Here is a 17,749-nt window from a genome sequence, read left to right on the forward strand (position 1 = left end):
ACGCGGCGCGTGCGCGCGCTGCCGTCGGTCCGATCCGACGCAATGCCGTCGCACGATGCGACGGATGGAGCGAGCATGACCGACACCGCCCTGAGCCGGCGCAAGGACGATCATCTGGACATCGTGCTGGATCGGCGAACGGCGCCGGCCAGGGTCGCCGCCGGCTGGGAGTCCATCCGTTTCGAACACTGCGCATTGCCCGAGTTGGACCTGACGCAGATCGACCTGCGCGCCTCGCTGCTGGGCAAGACCATGCGCGCGCCGCTGCTGATCAGCTCCATGACCGGCGGCATGCCACGCGCCGAGGCCATCAACCGGCATTTGAGCGAGGCAGCGCAATCCTTGGGGATCGCCATGTGCGTCGGTTCGCAGCGCGTGAGCCTGCAATCCCGCAGCTCCCAGGGGCTAACGCGCGCGCTGCGCCGCCTGGCCCCAGACATTCCCTTGCTGGCCAATATCGGCGCCGCGCAACTGCGCGAGGCCGACGGCCTGGACCTGGCGCGGCGGGCAGTTGATGCGCTGGAGGCCGATGGACTCATCGTCCATCTCAATCCGCTGCAGGAAGCGGTACAGCCGGACGGCGACAGCGACTGGCGCGGCGTCATGGCGCAGATCGCTCGCGCCGCGCGCTGCGTGGGCGTGCCGATCGTGGCCAAGGAAGTGGGGTCGGGCCTGTCCACCTCTGTGGCCTGTGTGCTCGTCGAGGCGGGCGTGGCGGTGATCGATGTCGCAGGCGCCGGCGGCACCTGTTGGGCCGCGGTGGAGGGCGAGCGCGCCCGCGATGCCGCCGACCGTGCAGTGGCGCTGGCCTTCGCCGATTGGGGGATTCCGACCCCGGCCGGCGTGCAGGCGGTACGTCGGGCGCTGCCAACGGTGAAGCTGATCGCGTCGGGCGGAATCCGCGACGGCGTCGACGTGGCCAAGGCCATTCGCCTGGGCGCGGACATCGCTGGGCAGGCGGCCGGCGTGCTGCGCGCGGCGACGGTGTCCACCGAGGCAGTTGTCGCGCATTTCGAGATCGTCATCCGCCAGTTGGCCGTCGCCTGCTTCTGCACCGGCTCGGCCGATCTGGCGGCATTACGTCAGGCGCGCTTGTTGCCCTCGGCGCATCTGCCCGCCGGTTGATGCGGGCGTCCGCACGTAGCGGCGGGGCGCCCAGAAGGCTGCTGAAATACCTACGCCAAAGTAGACCACTGATCCACCTTGGCGAGGCGGTTCGATGCGCCCGGAGCGATGTGTGATGGAGTAGCTGTTCACGATGAAGCGGTTGGAGGATTTCGTTCCAGCCGATCATCCACTGCGCCCAATCCGCTGATGGTCAATGAAGCGCGAATACGTGCACATCCAACTTAAGACACGGCGGAAGCAGCCGCGTCGCAGGAACGGGCCGGGTAATCTTCGCCGCCCTGCCCTGTCGGTTCATTCAGCGCGGTGGCGGCGCAAACTGCGATCGGCCCGAACGGAGATTGGCTCCGGCAAGAGCTTTTTCCGCTGAGAAGTGGCGAGCGACGCGGAAGCATGATTGCGAACGCGAACTCTCGGCGACGAAAATCCTGAAGCAGCGGGCGAGCATTCATTGCCCCTTTCTAGGCAGTTAGCAGCAGCAGCAGTCCTAAGGCCAACGCGATGGGACCCAAGAGAAGGCAGGCCGGAACAACGCTCCTTCCAATTGAATTGCGAATTTTGGACGTTTGCTTTGGCCGCATTCTGACGACGATTTCCTGTCAAGCGACGCACGCGTGGGCGGCGCATTCAGACATTGAATGGTGATGGCTCGAACGAAGTTCTCGGTTGTACTGACGCTTCCGAGCCCGCCGCCGATAAAAAAGCGCGATCTGAGCCGGCGAGATTGGCAAGCAGACACGGGCCCCCTCGCCCCCTTTGGATGCCGCCAGCCGGTGATGGCCACGAGTGCTGTCTAGGTTAGCAAGATCAGCTTCGATGCTCCCGACGGATTGTGGCTAGGTAGCCCGATTTACGCTTGGTCATGCACTCAGGACTTGAAGATCACGCATTCAGGATATGACAGTGCATCGTTGGCATCGCGGGCGCATGAATAAGGCGGGATTGGATGATGAGGGCCGCAGCGGGCATTGGCAGAACGCTCATGCTGATCATATTTCATCCACGAAGAATAACACCACTTGGCCAATCTCGAGGCTACAGTGGAACAATCCTAAGACAGGGCTTCCAGACATTGTAGGTGACGCATCGCTTTATCCTTAGCCTCCTGCGCCGGCACCACCCACACGCGCGAAGCTACGCGGTCGAAGTGCGTTTTGACGTTTTGCCCATCGACTCGACGCCATCTGACCCGCCGTCTTCGGTCTAATCAAACGGAGGTGCCTTTGCTCCGCTTCAGGCTTGGTCAGTACGGCTTGGCGCGGTTGCCATTCGGCGATCCCAACCTCTAAGTTCCCGGCGGCCGGTGCAGCGCCGACGGTGGTCGCATAAAGAGAAAGTGCCGTGATCAAGATGACGTTCATAACTTGCCTCTAATCGGTTGTTATAATCACCGCCCTTCTGACACGCGCACCTGACGGCAGCCTGAAAGCCGCCGGAACATTTGCGCTACGGCGTTCAGCCTATTGTCAGGTTCCGTCAATAGGGCACGAACCCTGCCCAATTATGGAGCTCGGCATGCGAATTTTGCTCATTGAAGACAGCGAGGACTTTGGCAGCGCTGTACGAGAACATATGATAGCTGATGGCCACGCGGTTGAATGGGCCAAGGACCTGTCCGAAGCGCGGTATCACGCAAGTGGGATTCCCTACGGGCTTGTTCTGCTCGATATTAACCTGCCAGACGGTAACGGCCTGGACTACTTGCGGGAGATGAGGAAGGGGCGTGATTCGACACCCGTCATCATCGTGACAGCTCGCCATACGGTCGAGGACCGCATCGAGGGGCTCAATGCTGGTGCCGCCGACTACTTGGTCAAGCCGTTCGATCCCCGCGAACTTTCCGCGCGCATTCATGCCGTGGCGCGTAGTCACGGGAACTTCCCGAAGCCATATTCTGTCGGGGCGCTGTCCATAAACGCGGCTGAGCGGCGCGTCGCCCTCGACGGGCAGCCGGTCAACCTGACTGCACGCGAATGGGCGATTCTCGACTGCGTTCTATCCCGACCCGGAGCGGTAGTTTTGAAGAGGAAGATCGAGGAAGAACTCCTTTCCTTAGGTTCGGAAAGTGAGAGCAATACCGTGGAGGTTTATGTTAGCCGGCTCCGCAAGAAGATCGGTAGGGACCGAATAGCGACACTGCGTGGCTTGGGGTACAGTTTCGTGGAAGAATCGCGGAACGGCCTCGGAGACCCCGTCGATCTTGTCCAAAAGGTTCGGTCAGTCGTTGATGACTTCTTGAAAAAGCCGTGGTTTGCCGGACGGCTAATCCTTGACGTCGACGGCTGTCCCGCCTGGGAGTGCAAAGCAGACCACGCCGTTAGAATTCCCGTCGTGCTTCGATACCTCATCGACAACGCACTCACACATGGACTGCCCGATATCCCGACGACAGTTTCCGTCCGAGCTGATGGAACCATCGCCATTGTAAACGCAGGACCGGTGGTGCCCCTCCCAGACCTTGACGAGATAACAGAGCGTTTTGTGCGTCTTGCGACTCGGGCAACTGTCCCAGGCCAGGGTCTACCCGTCGCTAATTATGTAATCAAGAAGGTCGGTGGCAGCCTTGAACTTGCCTCGCCTGCCACAGGTCGCGAGGATGGTTTTGAGGCGATTATTCGAATCCCTCGATGACCCTGGTTTGCTGCAGCGACCAGGTTGGGCGTAGGAAGCATTGTACGCTGCTGGGCAACGGGAATGTCAAACAGGGGCGGTAACCAACCCCGCGGTGGGCCGGCTCGCCAGAGGAAGTCAGCTTTGGCGGGGCACACCACATCCCAATCCACTGGCGTGAGACAAGCATGCCACGGCCCCCGCCCAAGCCCAAGGCGCTTCCGCCTGCACGCACCCTTCCGATTTCCCGTCGTGAGAGCCCGCGCTGTAGCGTTGTTCTGAGCGGTCTTTTTCATTCACATGGGACGTTGATCCGTCCGCTTCCCCCCAATGTTCGTCTCCAGTTCGACAACGCTTTTGTCTTGTCGTTTTCATGATCAATATAAGGTCAGGGCCGATCTTCAAGATCGATTGGATTACCTACCCTGCTCGACAGAACTGAGGCCACTCAGAATCGTCGTCGCGAAAATAGCTGGTAGCTTTCAGGCTCAGCTAGCTCTGCCAGAAGGGTTATTGTTGGGCCTTCCAGTCAGGAGATCTTATGAACTAGGAAACCATATCATTCCGTCCGGCGTGCCGATGGCCAAATGGCAGACGACACCGGAATCCAGCACGTTACCATACAGGAGAAAGATATACGATGATGTCCCCCTCACCCAAAGATGTCGCCGTCCAGGGCCTTCCGAAGCCGCCGACGAAATTTCCCTCTGCCTTGCTGCGCACCATACTTGCTGGCGCGCTAGCCCTGATGGCGACCGGTCCGGCTCCCGCAGGCCCCGACGACGACGACGACGACGGCGGTTGTGGCTATGCCGCCTCCCTTGTGAATGTTGGCGCTCGGAAGACGATCTGAGCCCCTGCGACCAAGTAGATCTATAGCGGTTGCTGCGGGTCCTGATTTGACCCGCAGCAGCATATCAGCTGGAAGGCGAAGCTCACAAAAAGGGGGGCGTTTCTGCGCTTTTTCGACGCATTTCCCTCATGCTGCCGGCGTCCATCCGGCATGACGGGGAAGATATCATGTTAAGCGGCACGCGCTTCCCATTCGGCGATGTCCGACGTCCGACAATGTCGGATAGGCAACATAGCAGACTGCGGATAATCACATTGCCGAGACGAGTTTCTCGTTGGCACGGTATGTGCCCGGTCCGCAAACGCCTCACAAACTAACGAGAAGTCATCCGACCATCATCCACCAAAGAATGCCCCTCACCTTGATTCACTCAAAGATGACGCTCGAGTCAGGCCCCGCAACATGATGATGGCTCATCTGGCTCGGGCTGCCCACCGTCCCACTCTCTCCCACTACTAAGTGGGACGAGCACGCAGCACCCTCAACTAGGAGATAAACTCACTTTGCCTCGAACTTTGCCCATCGCCCGATCACCACAAGCTAAGCCATCGCTGAACCTTCGGTCCGGTTGGCTAGATCGTGCAGCCGGCAGTACTGTCGCCAAAGCGCGGCGCGCCCCGTCAGCATTGCGTCCCATCAGCTCGGCCGACAGAGTAAAGCACGGCCTGGCGCAGCGCCTGCTCGAAAAGCGCCGCGTCCGACGAGTGGCGGATGGCGTTCTGCCGCCGAGTCGTCAACGACAGCCAGCTGCGGCCGGCGCACAGCTTTGCCGCTCGGCCAAGCGCCCGCCCAGATTACGGGCGGCAGTCTTGAAGGTTGAACAGCCGTCTGTTCCTGTCTTCGCGCTGGCACGGCAAGGATTGTCCAAATTGTGGGCGTCGTGCGCTTGCCGAGCGTGTCCGAAATCCAGCGCCGGATCAGGCGTGAACACTGTTGCGTAGTTCGTCAGCCAGAGCGCGGAGAGCGTCGGCGCTCCCTTCCAGCGCCGTAAAAGCGTAGGGATTGAGGAACTGTCGGCCCCAGAACAGATTGCGATCTGTGCGCGATAGCGCAGCTTCCTCGCTGACACTCGGCCAATTCTCCGCAATGCATCGGAGCTGGCCTTCAACAATCGCAAGAGCTTCCGGCGCGCTGAGCAGGAAGTGATGCGCGGCCTCAAGGCATGACGCGATCCGGCTCATGCGGTTATTGCCGCTGATGAGCATGGCCTGGCTGGCCTCCTGGCCGCTGCGGGCCTGCGGACAAATATCATAGGCAGGCGTGAGGGTGAGCTTAGCCCCGTCCCAGAACGCCGCATGGTTGCGGGCATGATCGTCGGTGTTGCCGCAAAGTATATTGAATACAATGCGGCTGAACAACTCGCGGAGAGTTTCCGACGGCGCAGTGAATCGGTGGCGAATGATCTCCGCCAGATCCTGGTAGCTAGCGTAACGCGCCATCATCTCATCGAGCGCGAGCATCGTCAGCGCTGAGACCATGGATTTGCGTTGCCAGCCGCCCGTGACCCTGATCCGGTCGAATCGCTCGACGAGCAACACGTCCTTGCCTGCGGCGCGGACGAGCGAGACGGATGCCGCTCTGATGCCGCACAAGGCGGCAAGCCGCATGGCTATGAATTCTCCTTTGACGACGCTGTAAAGGTCGGCAGACGAGGAAAATTTCGCGACATGCTTGACGGTGTGGTCCTCGATCAGCGCCTTGGGTCTTGCCCCGCCGATCGAGCTGCCGTGATGCAGCGCCTGATCTAATTCGGGGGTGAGCGGAATACCTGTCTCTACCCGCTCCGCCGATTGGACAAGCTCTTCGAGAGTGGCATTGGCCGGTGCGCGCGGCTCGTAATTTGTGGGCGAAAACTGAAAATCGAGCGCGCCGATGCGGTCCGAGCCTGATTCCAGCAGGAACGTCAGTTCTGAAATATCGAGCTGCGCGATTTCATCGCCTTTCACACCGAATTTGCGATTGAGGATAACCCGTCGTCCCCAGGCATCGGGGGCAGCATCGCGGATGCATCCCGGCATGGTTAGGCCAGGAAGCAAAGGCAATTCGCCTGTCTTCAGGGGCAGTTCCGGGAGATAAAGCGCGACCGCCCTGCCGAGTTCACGAAAGCTCCTGCCATAGTTGAAGCTGACGAGTCCGTCATGGGTATATAGCCGCCCGGCGACAACCGGCGCGGTCTCGCCCGGCAGCCAGACCCAGACATAGGCTTCGTCGTACTTGGGGACCTTAGAACTCATCGACGACCTGCTTGCCGGCCTTGTAGACGTGCTTCGGCAGCAGCGCGATGCGATCGTCCATGCGGCCTGTGAGGGCTGTGATGGCCTTGCCATCCGCATCGAACAGCTTCACACCGACAATGGCAGCAGCCTCGAACATCAGTCCGATTTCGACTTTGGGATCGCCCTTCTCGATGCGCTGCAAGGTGCTGCGTGAAACACCGATTCTCTCGGCTAACTCCTGTCCGGTTAACCGGTGCTGCATCCGGCCCAGCCGGATGGTCTTACCGAAAAGGCCAAGCGCCTCGATCGCGTAGCGCGAATAAGTCCGTTTTTGCGTTGCCGTCATTAGGCCACCGTGATCCATGCATGAGCCATATCTCAGGCTTTCGGCCTTTATATAGGTCATCTTCGCAGAGCGAGGCAAGCATCCGTCTCCTATATGATCCAAACCCCTGAGTCGCCCTTTATAAGCAGCAAGAGTTCGCAGCAGGAGCCAATGAACCCCGATTACTTGGGCGGTCTCACTTATTTGCCTTTTCTCGCCGAGCACCCGCTCCAAGTTCTCATACACCCCAGGCTGCCGTTCATCTGGCATGCGTTCCAGAGTGCGCAGCTTCCAGCGAACGGCGGGCAGCTTGTCCGCCCCTTCAATGCCGAGCAGATCCCATTGCGGGGCGGGCTTCGAAGGAGAGCAGGAATTTTCGCTGATCGTCGGTCAATGCCTGGTTGAGCCGGTGATCAGCCGCTTGCGAACGTCGAGCAATTGATCGAGGCTCACCTCGATCTGCGACATGCGCAGAATTTCTCTCGGCGGTCGAAGAAGGCATCGCCTTGATGCCACACAATCTCGGTTTCCGCCGGTCTCGTGTGAATCTGTTGGCTTCACAAAATGAAGAGGACATGCAGGCCGGCTTGCCCGTCATGCGGCAATTCGTTCGCTGGGATCAACAGAAACTCCGAGAATTGGATGGTTGCGGCCTTGACCATTCGCACTTTCCGTCTTCTGAGCGCTTGGCGATGGGAAAACAGCTGTCCGACCACATCCTGGCATTGAATCCCCCGATAGCGACCAATGCAAGCTCGTGCCTTACCCGTTGGCAGCTCTGTACTATCACGAGAGCGGCAACAAAGACTCGGGCGATCGAGTTGATCGACCTGACACTGAAGTCGCAGGGCGGTCCGTAGCTTATCCGCGACGAAGATGAACAGCATTTGCTGCAGTTCCTGGCCTACTTCAAGGGTGAGAAGGTTTGTTACGGCGCTGTGTGTGCGGCTCCAAACAATGGCCGATTCGACAGCTGGTATACCGTTTCCGGCTGACCATCAGGTTTATGTTAGGGACAGAATTGGCCGGGCGGACAGCTCTTGATGCGAACGGCGCAAAGCCGCCCGGTCTGCGAGATCGCCTTGGCTGCTCTTTTGGACTTAGGTCCGAAGGACGGCGGTCTGCTACGACGCCACCGCCTTTGGTTAAGCGGGGCATGAGCTGAGCTACGCGTTTGCCCGCTTCGAACCGGCTTCGCGCACCGGTGCCAGATGGCCCCCGGAACCTTAAAATCGACCGGCGACAACACCTTCACGCCGGCCGGATCATGCCTGGCGGACCGCCCGGATAATCCTGAGATCCTGGCCGACGTCGGCGCCGCTTGGGTAGCTGCGATTGAAATCGTTTGGGCGCAGATGCAACGTGGGTCCTTATTCCACGCATCGTTTTACGTGCTCAGCTCAAAACGTCAGCTTGAAGCCGGCCGACAGGGTGAAGGCATAGGAGTCCATGCCAGCGCTGTTGCTACCCTTGATGCTTAGCTCTCCGCCGGTCGCGATGCTGTAGTCCGGGTTCTAGCCTTTCTTGGGAAAATATTGTCCAGATTGCCGGCCAGGAAGACGCTGGCGCGGCCGGTTATCTGATAGTCGATCTTGGCTGGCCGAGATGAACGGCACCGTGGAGAAGTCGTCGTCAAATCGCAGCCCGGGCCAATCGCCCCCCATTGATGGTCAACATCGCTTGCGTCGATGGTCAGGCCGCCGCGGAGCAGACCCGAGGGCGTCAAGTGCTGAGCGTCGTGGTTGCTTCCGCGCCAAGGAACACGCCGAAATAGCGCTGTTCGTAATCGATGCTGGCTTCGCCGTCCGGGAACTTGCCGCGTTTCTCGCGGAAGCCGAAGCCGTTCCCACTATATATGTACGATCCCCTTAGGCATATATGTACGATCCCGTTAGTCGCTCCGCTTCATGTTCGTGTAATTGACGCCGCCATGAAGGTTGAGAACCGTGGCACGCTGATCACGAAACCTCGGCCGCCTGCGCCGTCCAAATTGATGTAGCGGTCAAGGTGGGTGTCGGAGTGGATTGACTGATCCGACCAATCCCGTTCGGCAGAGCTCGGCGCTTCCTTGAGCCAATCATAGCAGCGATTCATGGGGCCGCCTCCTCGGGATAGCCGTTGGTGATCTCTCGTTGAACGACGGCGGCTCTCAGCGACCGTTCGAAGACGTTGTTTGTCGCGGCGACCATTCCTGGGCATTGGTGCAAAGACGTTGAACTCCGATGCGATGTTCAGGACGGCTTAGTCATTGCCCTTTGCCCGGTGCGTTGCATAGCGCCGCGCGGGCCGCCCACTACCGCGTTGCCGGGCCATATTGAGATTTGGCCCGGCGCGAGAGGCGGCACTCGTGGCCAGAGAGGTTGCACCGGCGGCCAGCCCTGTCAAAATGCCGAAGTTGGTGATCCGGTAGGACGCCTATCCTTTTTCCGCTCGTTGGCGAGGTAGCGGTCCAAATAGTGAATGTTAGCCGCACCTGAAACCACTCGTTTGCCGACAACGACCGCCGGCCCGCCGTGGATGGACAGCTTCTTTGCGAGCGCGGAATGGTGCTTGACGGTGTTTACGATTCCGGGGTCCTTCATGTCCCGCTTGAGCCGCTCAACGTCGAGACCCTCGTCTCGTGCGATATCCAAAATGTCGGATCCGCTGAGCCGGAGGCCAGTAGCCATTAGGCCGTGATGGAACGCCTCAAATTTTCCCTGTTTGCTGGCGGCGAGCACCGCCCGTGCGGCAAATTTGGAACCCGGTCTCGTGCTCGAATAAGGTATGTAGTAAACCTTCAGCTCGGGATCACGCTTGAGGGCTTGCTGGATCGTACGGTCTACCGCGCGGCGCTGCGGGTCGTTGCAGTCCAAAAATACGGCGATATGGTGGTCGCCATTCGGGTTGCCTGCAGTTGGCGCAGCGGGGTCGTTGAAGAGTGCGTCGTGCCGGTCTGAAATGACCTTCTCCCTATCCTTGCGGAGCTGGCTATTGTATTCGTGCTGGAGCACGTAGTGTGTGACAGTTGGACCATATTTCGCCAGCACGGAAAGCAGCAGCAGTAGGGCTGAAAGGGCGATCCGGCCGGCTTTTAGATTAATCATGGGGAGTTCCAATTAACGGTGAATGGCAGGGCAGTAACAGCCGGCTTGTGACACCCGGACCTGACAGCAGCCTGACAACCTCAGGGCATTTGCGTCACGCGGCGTTGAGCGTAGCGTCACGTTCAGAAAGACTCCGCCCTCGAACTGTCGCCCGGCCCCCCTGATGCCACTACGCTCGTCGAAGACGGCAAGGATCTTGGCCGCGGCTGTACGCGAACTTACGATGGTGGCCACGCGGTCGATTGGGCCAAGGTCCTGTCCGAAGCGCGGTTTCGCGAGCCCAGCGCTGGCCACGCGGTCGGCGATCCTTCTGTCGTGAATTTTACTCATGCTGCCGGCGAGCGCCGCCATGCCCCGGTGACGCCGACGATATCACCTTAAGCGGCAAGCGCTTCCCGTAAACTGGCGTTCGATGTCGGACAATGTCGGATCGGCAGCATAGCAGAATCCGATTACTCACGTTGCCGAGACGAGTTTCTTGCTTGGCACGGCATGTGCGCGATCCCGCAAACGCCTCACAGACTAAAGAGAAGTCATCCGGTGATCACCCACCAAAGAATGCCCTCACATTGATTCACTCAAGATGACGCTCGCGTCAGGCCTCGCAAAATACTGATGGCTCAGCTGGCCCTGCGCTGCCCACGCATCCATTTTGTCCCGCAAGGGCGTCGAGGACGCAGCATCGGCAAAATGAGGGGCAACTCCTTCGCCTCGAACTTTGCACATCGCCCGGTAACTACAAGCTAGGCGGTCGATGAACCTTCGGTCTGGCGCTCCGGTTGTGGCGGCCAGCGATGACATCAAGGCGACGAATTTTCTGCTCGACAAAGGCGTGGTCCTAGTCCCCGATCACCGCGCGCCAACTATCACCCATATGGTGCGGTACAAGATCGGCAGCGCCGACGAGCCCGCCCGGGAAATTCGGCGATCGGGCATTTCCTTGAGCATCTGATTGGCGGTATCAATCATGCCGCCGGCGAGTTGGACCGCCCGGCGGTCGATATCGGCGGCTCGCAGCACGCTTCCAGCTCTCACGCCTGTACCGCCGCGCGGTGTTGCAGCTCGGCGCGCCACATGGCGATGGCGACGGGCCGTGCGCAATGTAATGACATTCGACCGGTTCTGACCCGCTCGGGAGAGCATGGCATTCAAGATGAACTCGCTGGCATTGTCGCTGGCGATGACCCGGCCCAATTCCCGGGCAGTCAACTGCCCTCGACCGTGCCGATTAGCGCGCCTTTGCCATGCCGGCGCATTAGCGTGGCCGACCTTACTTCGGCGTGACGCGAGCAATTTCTGCACCAGACGCGCAAGGTATGCCACTCCCTCAAACCGCTCAGCGGCACCTCTAGTCTATAGTCTAGGCCGGCATGTATGCTGCTCCCATCGCGACGGCGTGCGGCAACTCTTCTGGATCTTGACCCTGTCGGCGAGATTATCCGACCGAGGCCAAAAACCTCGCGGCTGTACGCGAACTTAGGATGGTGGCGACGCGGTCGATTGGCCAAGGTCCTGTCCGAAGCGCGGTGTTGCAGGCCCAGCGCTAGCCACGCGGTCGGCGATCCTTCTGTCGTGAATATTACTCATGCTGCCGGCGAGCGCCGCCATGCCCCGGTGGCGCCGACGATACCTTAAGCGGCAAGCGCTTCCCTTAACTGGCGTTCGATGTCGGACAATGTCGGATCGGCAACATAGCAGAGTCCGATTACTCACGTTGCCGAGACGAGTTTCTTGTTTGGCACGGCATGTGCGATCCCGCAAACGCCTCACAGACTAAAGAGAAAGTCATCCGATGATCACCCACCAAAGAATGCGCTCACATTGATTCACTCAAGATGACGCTCGCGTCAGGCCTCGCAAAATACTGATGGCTCAGCTGGCCCTGCGCTGCCCACGCATCCATTTTGTCCCGCAAGGGCGTCGAGGACGCAGCATCGGCGAAATGTGGGGCAACTCACTTCGCCTCGAACTTTGCCCATCGCCCGGTAACGTGGACCTTCGGTCTGGCTGGGTGCACAAGGCCACATTTTGCGACGGCGCTGACCTTCGCGACCACCGCTTCGGTTCTGGCGGTCACCAATGACAGAGCCGGTCGATCGCAGCCCGGACCCAGCTCTCCGGAATGAGCGTCAACGAGCGCGACTCTGCGGCAGGCAAAATGTCAGGTTCACTACAAACTATATCTGAGCACCGTCGAAGCAAACGGCGCTTATTGGGCGCCGAGGTGTTGGCACGGCCTTTGCAAATTGGAGGTGGCAACATCGAGCGAGGTGTTTCCCCTTGTTGCCGGACAGCGAAGTCAAAGCTTCGGAAGGTTTCAGCGGGAAGGAACTCAAAGGATAATTGCGTTCTCTCTGCCGGAAAGGATGAAGAGAACGAGCACGGAAGCATACGCGGTTGGTTACGTTGGCGTAATTTACTGCATAATTTTTCTTGTCTTTTGGTTACCCATCTCTCGATGAGCATAAGCAGAAGAGAAAACAATGAGTGCTGAAGGTAAAAAGAAACGCGGTGTATCTGGCCTCTCAAATGCGCGGAATATTGCATTCCGCTATGGTGGTAGGCCTTCAAACTACAGCTTGGCGATAGGGCACACGTCTCATCCGCGTCTGGGCGGTTCGCTGTTCCTCAACGCTATGATCCTGGGGCAAATGCTGCCAGGATTTAACCCAAGTGAACGTATGTTGAAGGCTGCCGACGCTTGTATTGAGGTATGCCCCGCTCTTGGTGCGCCTTTCCATTGAAAGAAGCCGAGAAACCGCAAATGACTTGGCAGATGGTATGAACCCAATTGTAGGCGGGCTGTGCCGCCTTCGTCTGCGGCATCGTCTTGTACTCCCAGGAATGGAACAGTGATTGGCGTCCATAACAACAACATCGGACCGTCCGGCGTCGAGATAGCCTGCCTGGCGCCTGGCAATCGCCGTATCGACGTCGGCGGTGAAATAGCTCTCCTCGCCAAAGAGATCGAGGAGGATCTGGCGGGGATAGATCGCAAACAGCGCGAACTTCGGTGGCATCAACTGTCCCGATCAGCCATGCCTCCATTCGGCCCGCGGCGCGGCGCGTAGGTTGTTGAACAGCGACAGCCATTCCTTCTACCCGTCCTTGGTCGCTAGCGTCAAATAGCGCGCTCTCTCGGCCCCGATCTCGCGGCGGTAGGTATTGCCGATTGCGCCACGGCGGCGCCTGCCTTGGACAACTGGGCGAACCCGTTGCGCGACTTCACCCGATGTTCTCGATTAGCGAGGGTGAGAGAGCGGCCACATCGTCGCCGGTTCATGATGGCGCGCAGGTCTTCCCGGCTTGCGCTCATCGGCGATTTGTCTTTGCGGCGTAGTGGCGCGACGATGTCGAAAGGGTCTGGACTGCCGTTTTTCGGACCAATAGCGGCTGGAGGATGCTGCGCCGGCGGATGGACGGCACGTCATCGGATATGTCCGGCGCCCGCTTGCCGTCTCGCACGTCGAAAGGTGACAAGGTGAGCTCGCCAACGCCAATACGAGCGAGTTGCATGTGATGGACTCCGGCTCCGTCCGAACCTCTGCCAGACCGCCGAGGGAGCCGGTTGCGCCAAGTAGCGCAGGTTATCCGTCCGGCCACTGAGGGATGCCGAGACTGCTGATGGCTTCGGCTTCCAAGATGTGACCTTCACTGTGGGCCCCTGCGGCGTAGACGCAGAGCGGAAAACCGCCACGAAATACCTGCGCTTGGGCAAGCCCATATCGACTGTTCGGTTTGTCTCCTAATGAGACCACCAACCAAACTAAAAGCCTTGAGCAATTCGCCCTTTCAAATTCGGGGATGGTCTACTAGCCGTCTGGCGGAGGCCCTATAAGGAACCCGCAGGTGCGGAATAGACATCGACGCCGCTCGACAACTCATCCGCCGCGTTTAAGAGGAACCCGGTATGCCCCTATGCCTACCGATGATCCGCCACCTGAAATCCCCGGACCTGTTTGGCGCCATCGATCGCTTGCCGGCGCTTGGCACACCGGTTAGCGAGCGCACATTCGAAGTCATCAATCCATCGAGCGGCGAAGTGCTGGCGGTGCTTCCCGACATGGGTGTGGAAGAAACGCGCGCTGCGATCGACAAGGCTTACCTGGCGCAGCCAGAATGGGCGGGGCTGACCGCCCGAGAACGCAGTGACGCTTTGTGGCGATGGCATCAGCTGATCATTGACCACACCGACGATCTTGCCGCGATACTCACTGCAGAGATGGGCAAGCCCATTGCCGAAGCCAGGTCCGAGGTTTCGCACGCCGCCGCGTATCTGCAATGGTACGCCGAAGAGGCCAATCGCACTTATGGCGAGACGATCCCCGCGCCGTCGACAGACCGTCGCATGCTGGTGATCAAGCAGCCCATCGGTGTGGTCGGCACGATTACGCCTTGGAATTTCCCGGCGTCGATGGTGGCGCGAAAGATCTCGCCGGCGCTGGCGGCGGGCTGCGCGATCGTGCTTAAGCCTGCTGAACAGACGCCGCTTGTGGCAGGTGCAATGTTCGCCCTCGCGCACCAGGCCGGCTTTCCCGAAGGCGTCGTCAACCTAGTTTATGCATCTGAAGGTGATGACGTCGGACGCGAGCTTTGCTCTAACCCCAAGGTTCGAAAGATCAGCTTCACAGGCTCGACCGAGGTTGGCCGGCTGCTCATGCGCCAGTGTTCGGACCAGATCAAGAAGGTCAGTCTCGAGCTCGGCGGCAACGCGCCTTTCATCGTCTTCGACGACGCTGACATCGACGCTGCGGTTGACGGCGCGATCCAGGCGAAGTTCCGCAACGCCGGCCAGACTTGCGTTTCAGCGAACCGGCTTTACGTCCAATCGAGCGTTCACGATGAGTTCGTCGAAAAGTTCGTGGAGAAAGCCCGGTCCTTGTCGGTCGGCGACGGCTTCGCTCCGGCAGTGGACGTCGGACCGCTCATCGACTTGCATGCTTTGGCCAAGATCGAGTCCCACATCGCAGATGCCGTTGCCAAGGGTGGGACAATTCGATGCGGGGGCGAACGTATTGGCAAGGATGGGACCTTCTTCAAACCGACAGTCCTCACTGAAATTTCCAGCAGCATGGCGGTTGCGCAAGAGGAGACTTTCGGGCCGCTGGCTCCGATCATTCGCTTCCACGATGCGGATCAGGTAGTGCGTGAGGCCAACGACACGATCTACGGCCTCGCCGCCTATTTCTATGCCTCCAATCTGAAGCGTGTCTGGCGCGTTGCCGAGGCGTTGGAATACGGCATGGTTGGCATCAACACGGGGCGTATGTCTTCGGAAGCGGCGCCCTTTGGCGGCATCAAGCAGTCCGGCATTGGGCGAGAGGGTTCCCGCCACGGGCTCGAAGATTACCTCGAAATGAAATACCTCTGCATGGGCGGCATCTGATCTCTATGGGATGGGCCGCCTCAGGCGCAGAATGAACCAAAGGGATGATCGAACGCTTTGGCGAACCTTCTTCCGGCTGGTTTCGGGTCGTTCACCGCGCCCCTGGCCTGCGCGCCTTAAGTGAGATCTAGACGCCGCGCTACGTGAACCGCCTCTACAGCGACGAGGCAAGGTGCCACAAGCGGACGGCAGGTTGCTCATCCTGATCCAAGCGCGGCACGTCTCGCCAGGCTAGTGGTTCGCTGGGAACTAGAGACGCGTTGTCCATCAGCTGCGTTGACGCAGCGAATGTCGGCAGCCGACGGCGCAGGGCGTCGGCACGGCGAGCGGTGCGCCCGACACGTTTACGCCGCAACCTCCTTATTGCCGCACGGCCAACTGGGCGCCCTTCGCGCATCGCTCTCAATCGGTACAGTCGCCGGCATTCTCGCCTGGAGAAGATTCAGTGACACAAGCCGTGCTCAGGCCGTGCATGCACGAAAGACATCGAGGGTTGATATCCAATGATTACAGCGCATCTGCTCGACATGGACGGAGTCCTGGTCCGCGGCGGCCAACCGATTGCTGGCTCGGTCGGCTATGTGGCCGGGCTAATCGCCACGGGTGAGCCGTTTCAGATCTTCACCAACAACTCGCGCTTCACACCCGAAGATCATGCCGAGCGTCTAAGAGCGGTTGGCTTCGCCGTGCAGCCAGAGCACATCTACACATCGGCGCTCGCCACTGCGCGGTTCATGGAACTGCAAAAGCCCGGATCATCTGCCTATGTCATCGGCGACCACGGTCTGGTTGAGGCTCTGCGGCAGGCAGGCTGCCGGATAACGGAGTTTTCGCCCGAGTTCGTGGTCCTCGGGGATACAATTTCGTACCACTATGAGCAGATCGCAACTGGTGCCGAGCTTGTGGCGAAGGGAGCGCGTTTTCTCGCCACCAAACCGGATGCGACTGGCCCGACCGAACGAGGCTTCCATCCGGCGTGCGGGGCAGTCGCAGCACTAATCGAGAAGGCCACCGGCCGTCAGCCCTATTTCGTCGGGAAGCCGAACCCGTTCATGATGCGCAATGCGCTCGACCGGCTGGGAGTGCGAGCTGTCGATACCATCATGGTCGGGGACCGCATGGATACCGACGTGCTCGCAGGGCTGGAATCGGGCCTGAAAACAGCCCTTGTGCTTACTGGGGTGACCAAACTGGCTGACATAGAGCGGTTTCCATTCAGACCGGATTACGTGGTCGATTGCCTTGCGGATCTGGGCCAGATCATCTGAACCAACAAGCCGAAGGCACCCCGACACCAAGCCTGAACGTGCTCCTTCTACGTTCCGGGCCGTCAACCCAGCGCAATCTGGTGGAAAGCTGGCCGCAAAAGAAGTGATAAGCATGACAAGTTAGTCGAACTACACCCACGTAGCCATGCCGGCGGTCTGCCGTTGCTGGGAAGGGCCGGCTCGGCCGCTGCGTATAGCGAGCCCTCATCAAAGCGATTCGAACAACTTTGAACGGGAGTTGGCAATGCGCCTGCCGCAAAAATGGGCTTAGAGCATCGCGCTTGCCGAGCGGCCTTGCGATGTGCGGAATCTGTCTCTCCAGGCTCCGCCTGCCGCGCTCGCCGCTCCATCGCATGTACCGACGACGATGGGAGAGCCTATGAGGTGCTAAGACTACGCTGCGTAGTGAGACTTCCGCACTACTTGAAAAGCGATCCTCGAGTTAACGATGGCCGAAATAGTCGCTGCCGTGAACATGAAGCAACAACGACGCGCTCGACGATTTCGGGGCCTTGCGCTTCGTTTTCTATCCGTGGCAGACGCATTGGCAAGTTCCGCCGCCTCGACTACCTACAGCCACCAGCCCGCATAGCCGGACGCGAAATGGGCCTCAAACTTTAAGCTCTAAACGCGACTACGTCTGAGCGGCATGCCCGGCAGGAGACAGAGCTCGCTGCCGGGCCGGGTACGCCCTGGGAGGTGGCGTAAGTCCGCGACCTTCGTGGCGGGGGGGAACCACCCAGTCCGCTCGTTTTGCTGAGCGAGCATGTATCGTGCCAAGGCAAAAAGCGTTCTAAAATACCGGTCGCGGCAGCTTTTTTCTCTGTTGCGCATTCGACATTGTCACCTATGGAACGTTTTCAAACGTGCCTCTCGGCAT

Annotated in this window: 11 protein-coding genes and 1 pseudogene; 7 read left to right on the forward strand and 5 right to left on the reverse strand. The window is 59.7% G+C overall.

Annotated elements, in window-relative coordinates; all coding sequences use genetic code 11:
* Window positions 1-75: 75 nt before the first annotated feature.
* Window positions 76-1,125 carry a type 2 isopentenyl-diphosphate Delta-isomerase gene (gene fni / locus MESOP_RS30790; RefSeq protein ID WP_013533385.1) on the forward strand — a complete coding sequence of 350 codons (1,050 nt, stop codon included), beginning with the start codon at window positions 76-78 and terminating at the stop codon, window positions 1,123-1,125.
* 1,515 nt (window positions 1,126-2,640) lie between these two features.
* The gene (locus MESOP_RS36700; protein WP_013533386.1) at window positions 2,641-3,756 is read left to right on the forward strand and encodes an ATP-binding response regulator; all 1,116 of its coding nucleotides are present in this window, start codon (window positions 2,641-2,643) and stop codon (window positions 3,754-3,756) included.
* A 1,405-nt stretch (window positions 3,757-5,161) separates the two neighbouring features.
* Here MESOP_RS36700 and MESOP_RS36850 read toward each other — a convergent pair.
* From MESOP_RS36850 to MESOP_RS30810, 3 genes and pseudogenes are all read right to left on the reverse strand, one after another.
* Window positions 5,162-5,310, reverse strand: a pseudogene (locus MESOP_RS36850) (IS110 family transposase); the annotation flags it as partial.
* Between the two features lie 195 nt (window positions 5,311-5,505).
* The gene (locus tag MESOP_RS30805; protein ID WP_013533388.1) at window positions 5,506-6,822 is read right to left on the reverse strand and encodes a type II toxin-antitoxin system HipA family toxin; all 1,317 of its coding nucleotides are present in this window, start codon (window positions 6,820-6,822) and stop codon (window positions 5,506-5,508) included.
* Window positions 6,812-7,150, reverse strand: coding sequence for a helix-turn-helix transcriptional regulator (locus MESOP_RS30810; protein WP_224687294.1), 339 nt, complete (start codon window positions 7,148-7,150; stop codon window positions 6,812-6,814). The genes MESOP_RS30805 and MESOP_RS30810 overlap by 11 nt, the downstream gene beginning before the upstream one ends.
* Window positions 7,151-7,638: 488 nt before the next feature.
* On the opposite strand from MESOP_RS30810, the gene MESOP_RS35905 reads away from it, so the two are divergent.
* Window positions 7,639-7,989, forward strand: a complete 351-nt coding sequence (locus MESOP_RS35905; protein WP_164919826.1) for a hypothetical protein — start codon at window positions 7,639-7,641, stop codon at window positions 7,987-7,989.
* 1,521 nt (window positions 7,990-9,510) lie between these two features.
* On the opposite strand, the gene MESOP_RS30825 is transcribed toward MESOP_RS35905, so the two are convergent.
* Both MESOP_RS30825 and MESOP_RS35990 read right to left on the reverse strand, forming a co-directional pair.
* Window positions 9,511-10,215, reverse strand: a complete 705-nt coding sequence (locus MESOP_RS30825; protein ID WP_013533392.1) for a DsbA family protein — start codon at window positions 10,213-10,215, stop codon at window positions 9,511-9,513.
* Window positions 10,216-11,064: 849 nt separating this feature from the next.
* A complete protein-coding gene (locus tag MESOP_RS35990; RefSeq protein WP_172832173.1) occupies window positions 11,065-11,424 on the reverse strand; it encodes a hypothetical protein in 360 nt (119 codons plus the stop codon).
* Between the two features lie 1,274 nt (window positions 11,425-12,698).
* On the opposite strand from MESOP_RS35990, the gene MESOP_RS35375 reads away from it, so the two are divergent.
* From MESOP_RS35375 to MESOP_RS30850, 4 genes are all read left to right on the forward strand, one after another.
* Entirely contained in the window at window positions 12,699-12,959 is a 261-nt protein-coding gene (locus MESOP_RS35375; protein WP_150111241.1) for a hypothetical protein, read from the forward strand.
* A gap of 108 nt (window positions 12,960-13,067) precedes the next feature.
* Window positions 13,068-13,286, forward strand: coding sequence for a hypothetical protein (locus MESOP_RS30840; RefSeq protein ID WP_041163542.1), 219 nt, complete (start codon window positions 13,068-13,070; stop codon window positions 13,284-13,286).
* An 839-nt stretch (window positions 13,287-14,125) separates the two neighbouring features.
* Entirely contained in the window at window positions 14,126-15,601 is a 1,476-nt protein-coding gene (locus MESOP_RS30845; RefSeq protein WP_013533394.1) for an NAD-dependent succinate-semialdehyde dehydrogenase, read from the forward strand.
* Between the two features lie 503 nt (window positions 15,602-16,104).
* Window positions 16,105-16,869, forward strand: coding sequence for an HAD-IIA family hydrolase (locus MESOP_RS30850; RefSeq protein ID WP_013533395.1), 765 nt, complete (start codon window positions 16,105-16,107; stop codon window positions 16,867-16,869).
* Window positions 16,870-17,749 lie beyond the last annotated feature (880 nt).

The organism is Mesorhizobium opportunistum WSM2075 (genome assembly GCF_000176035.2).
In the GTDB taxonomy this organism is placed as follows: domain Bacteria; phylum Pseudomonadota; class Alphaproteobacteria; order Rhizobiales; family Rhizobiaceae; genus Mesorhizobium; species Mesorhizobium opportunistum.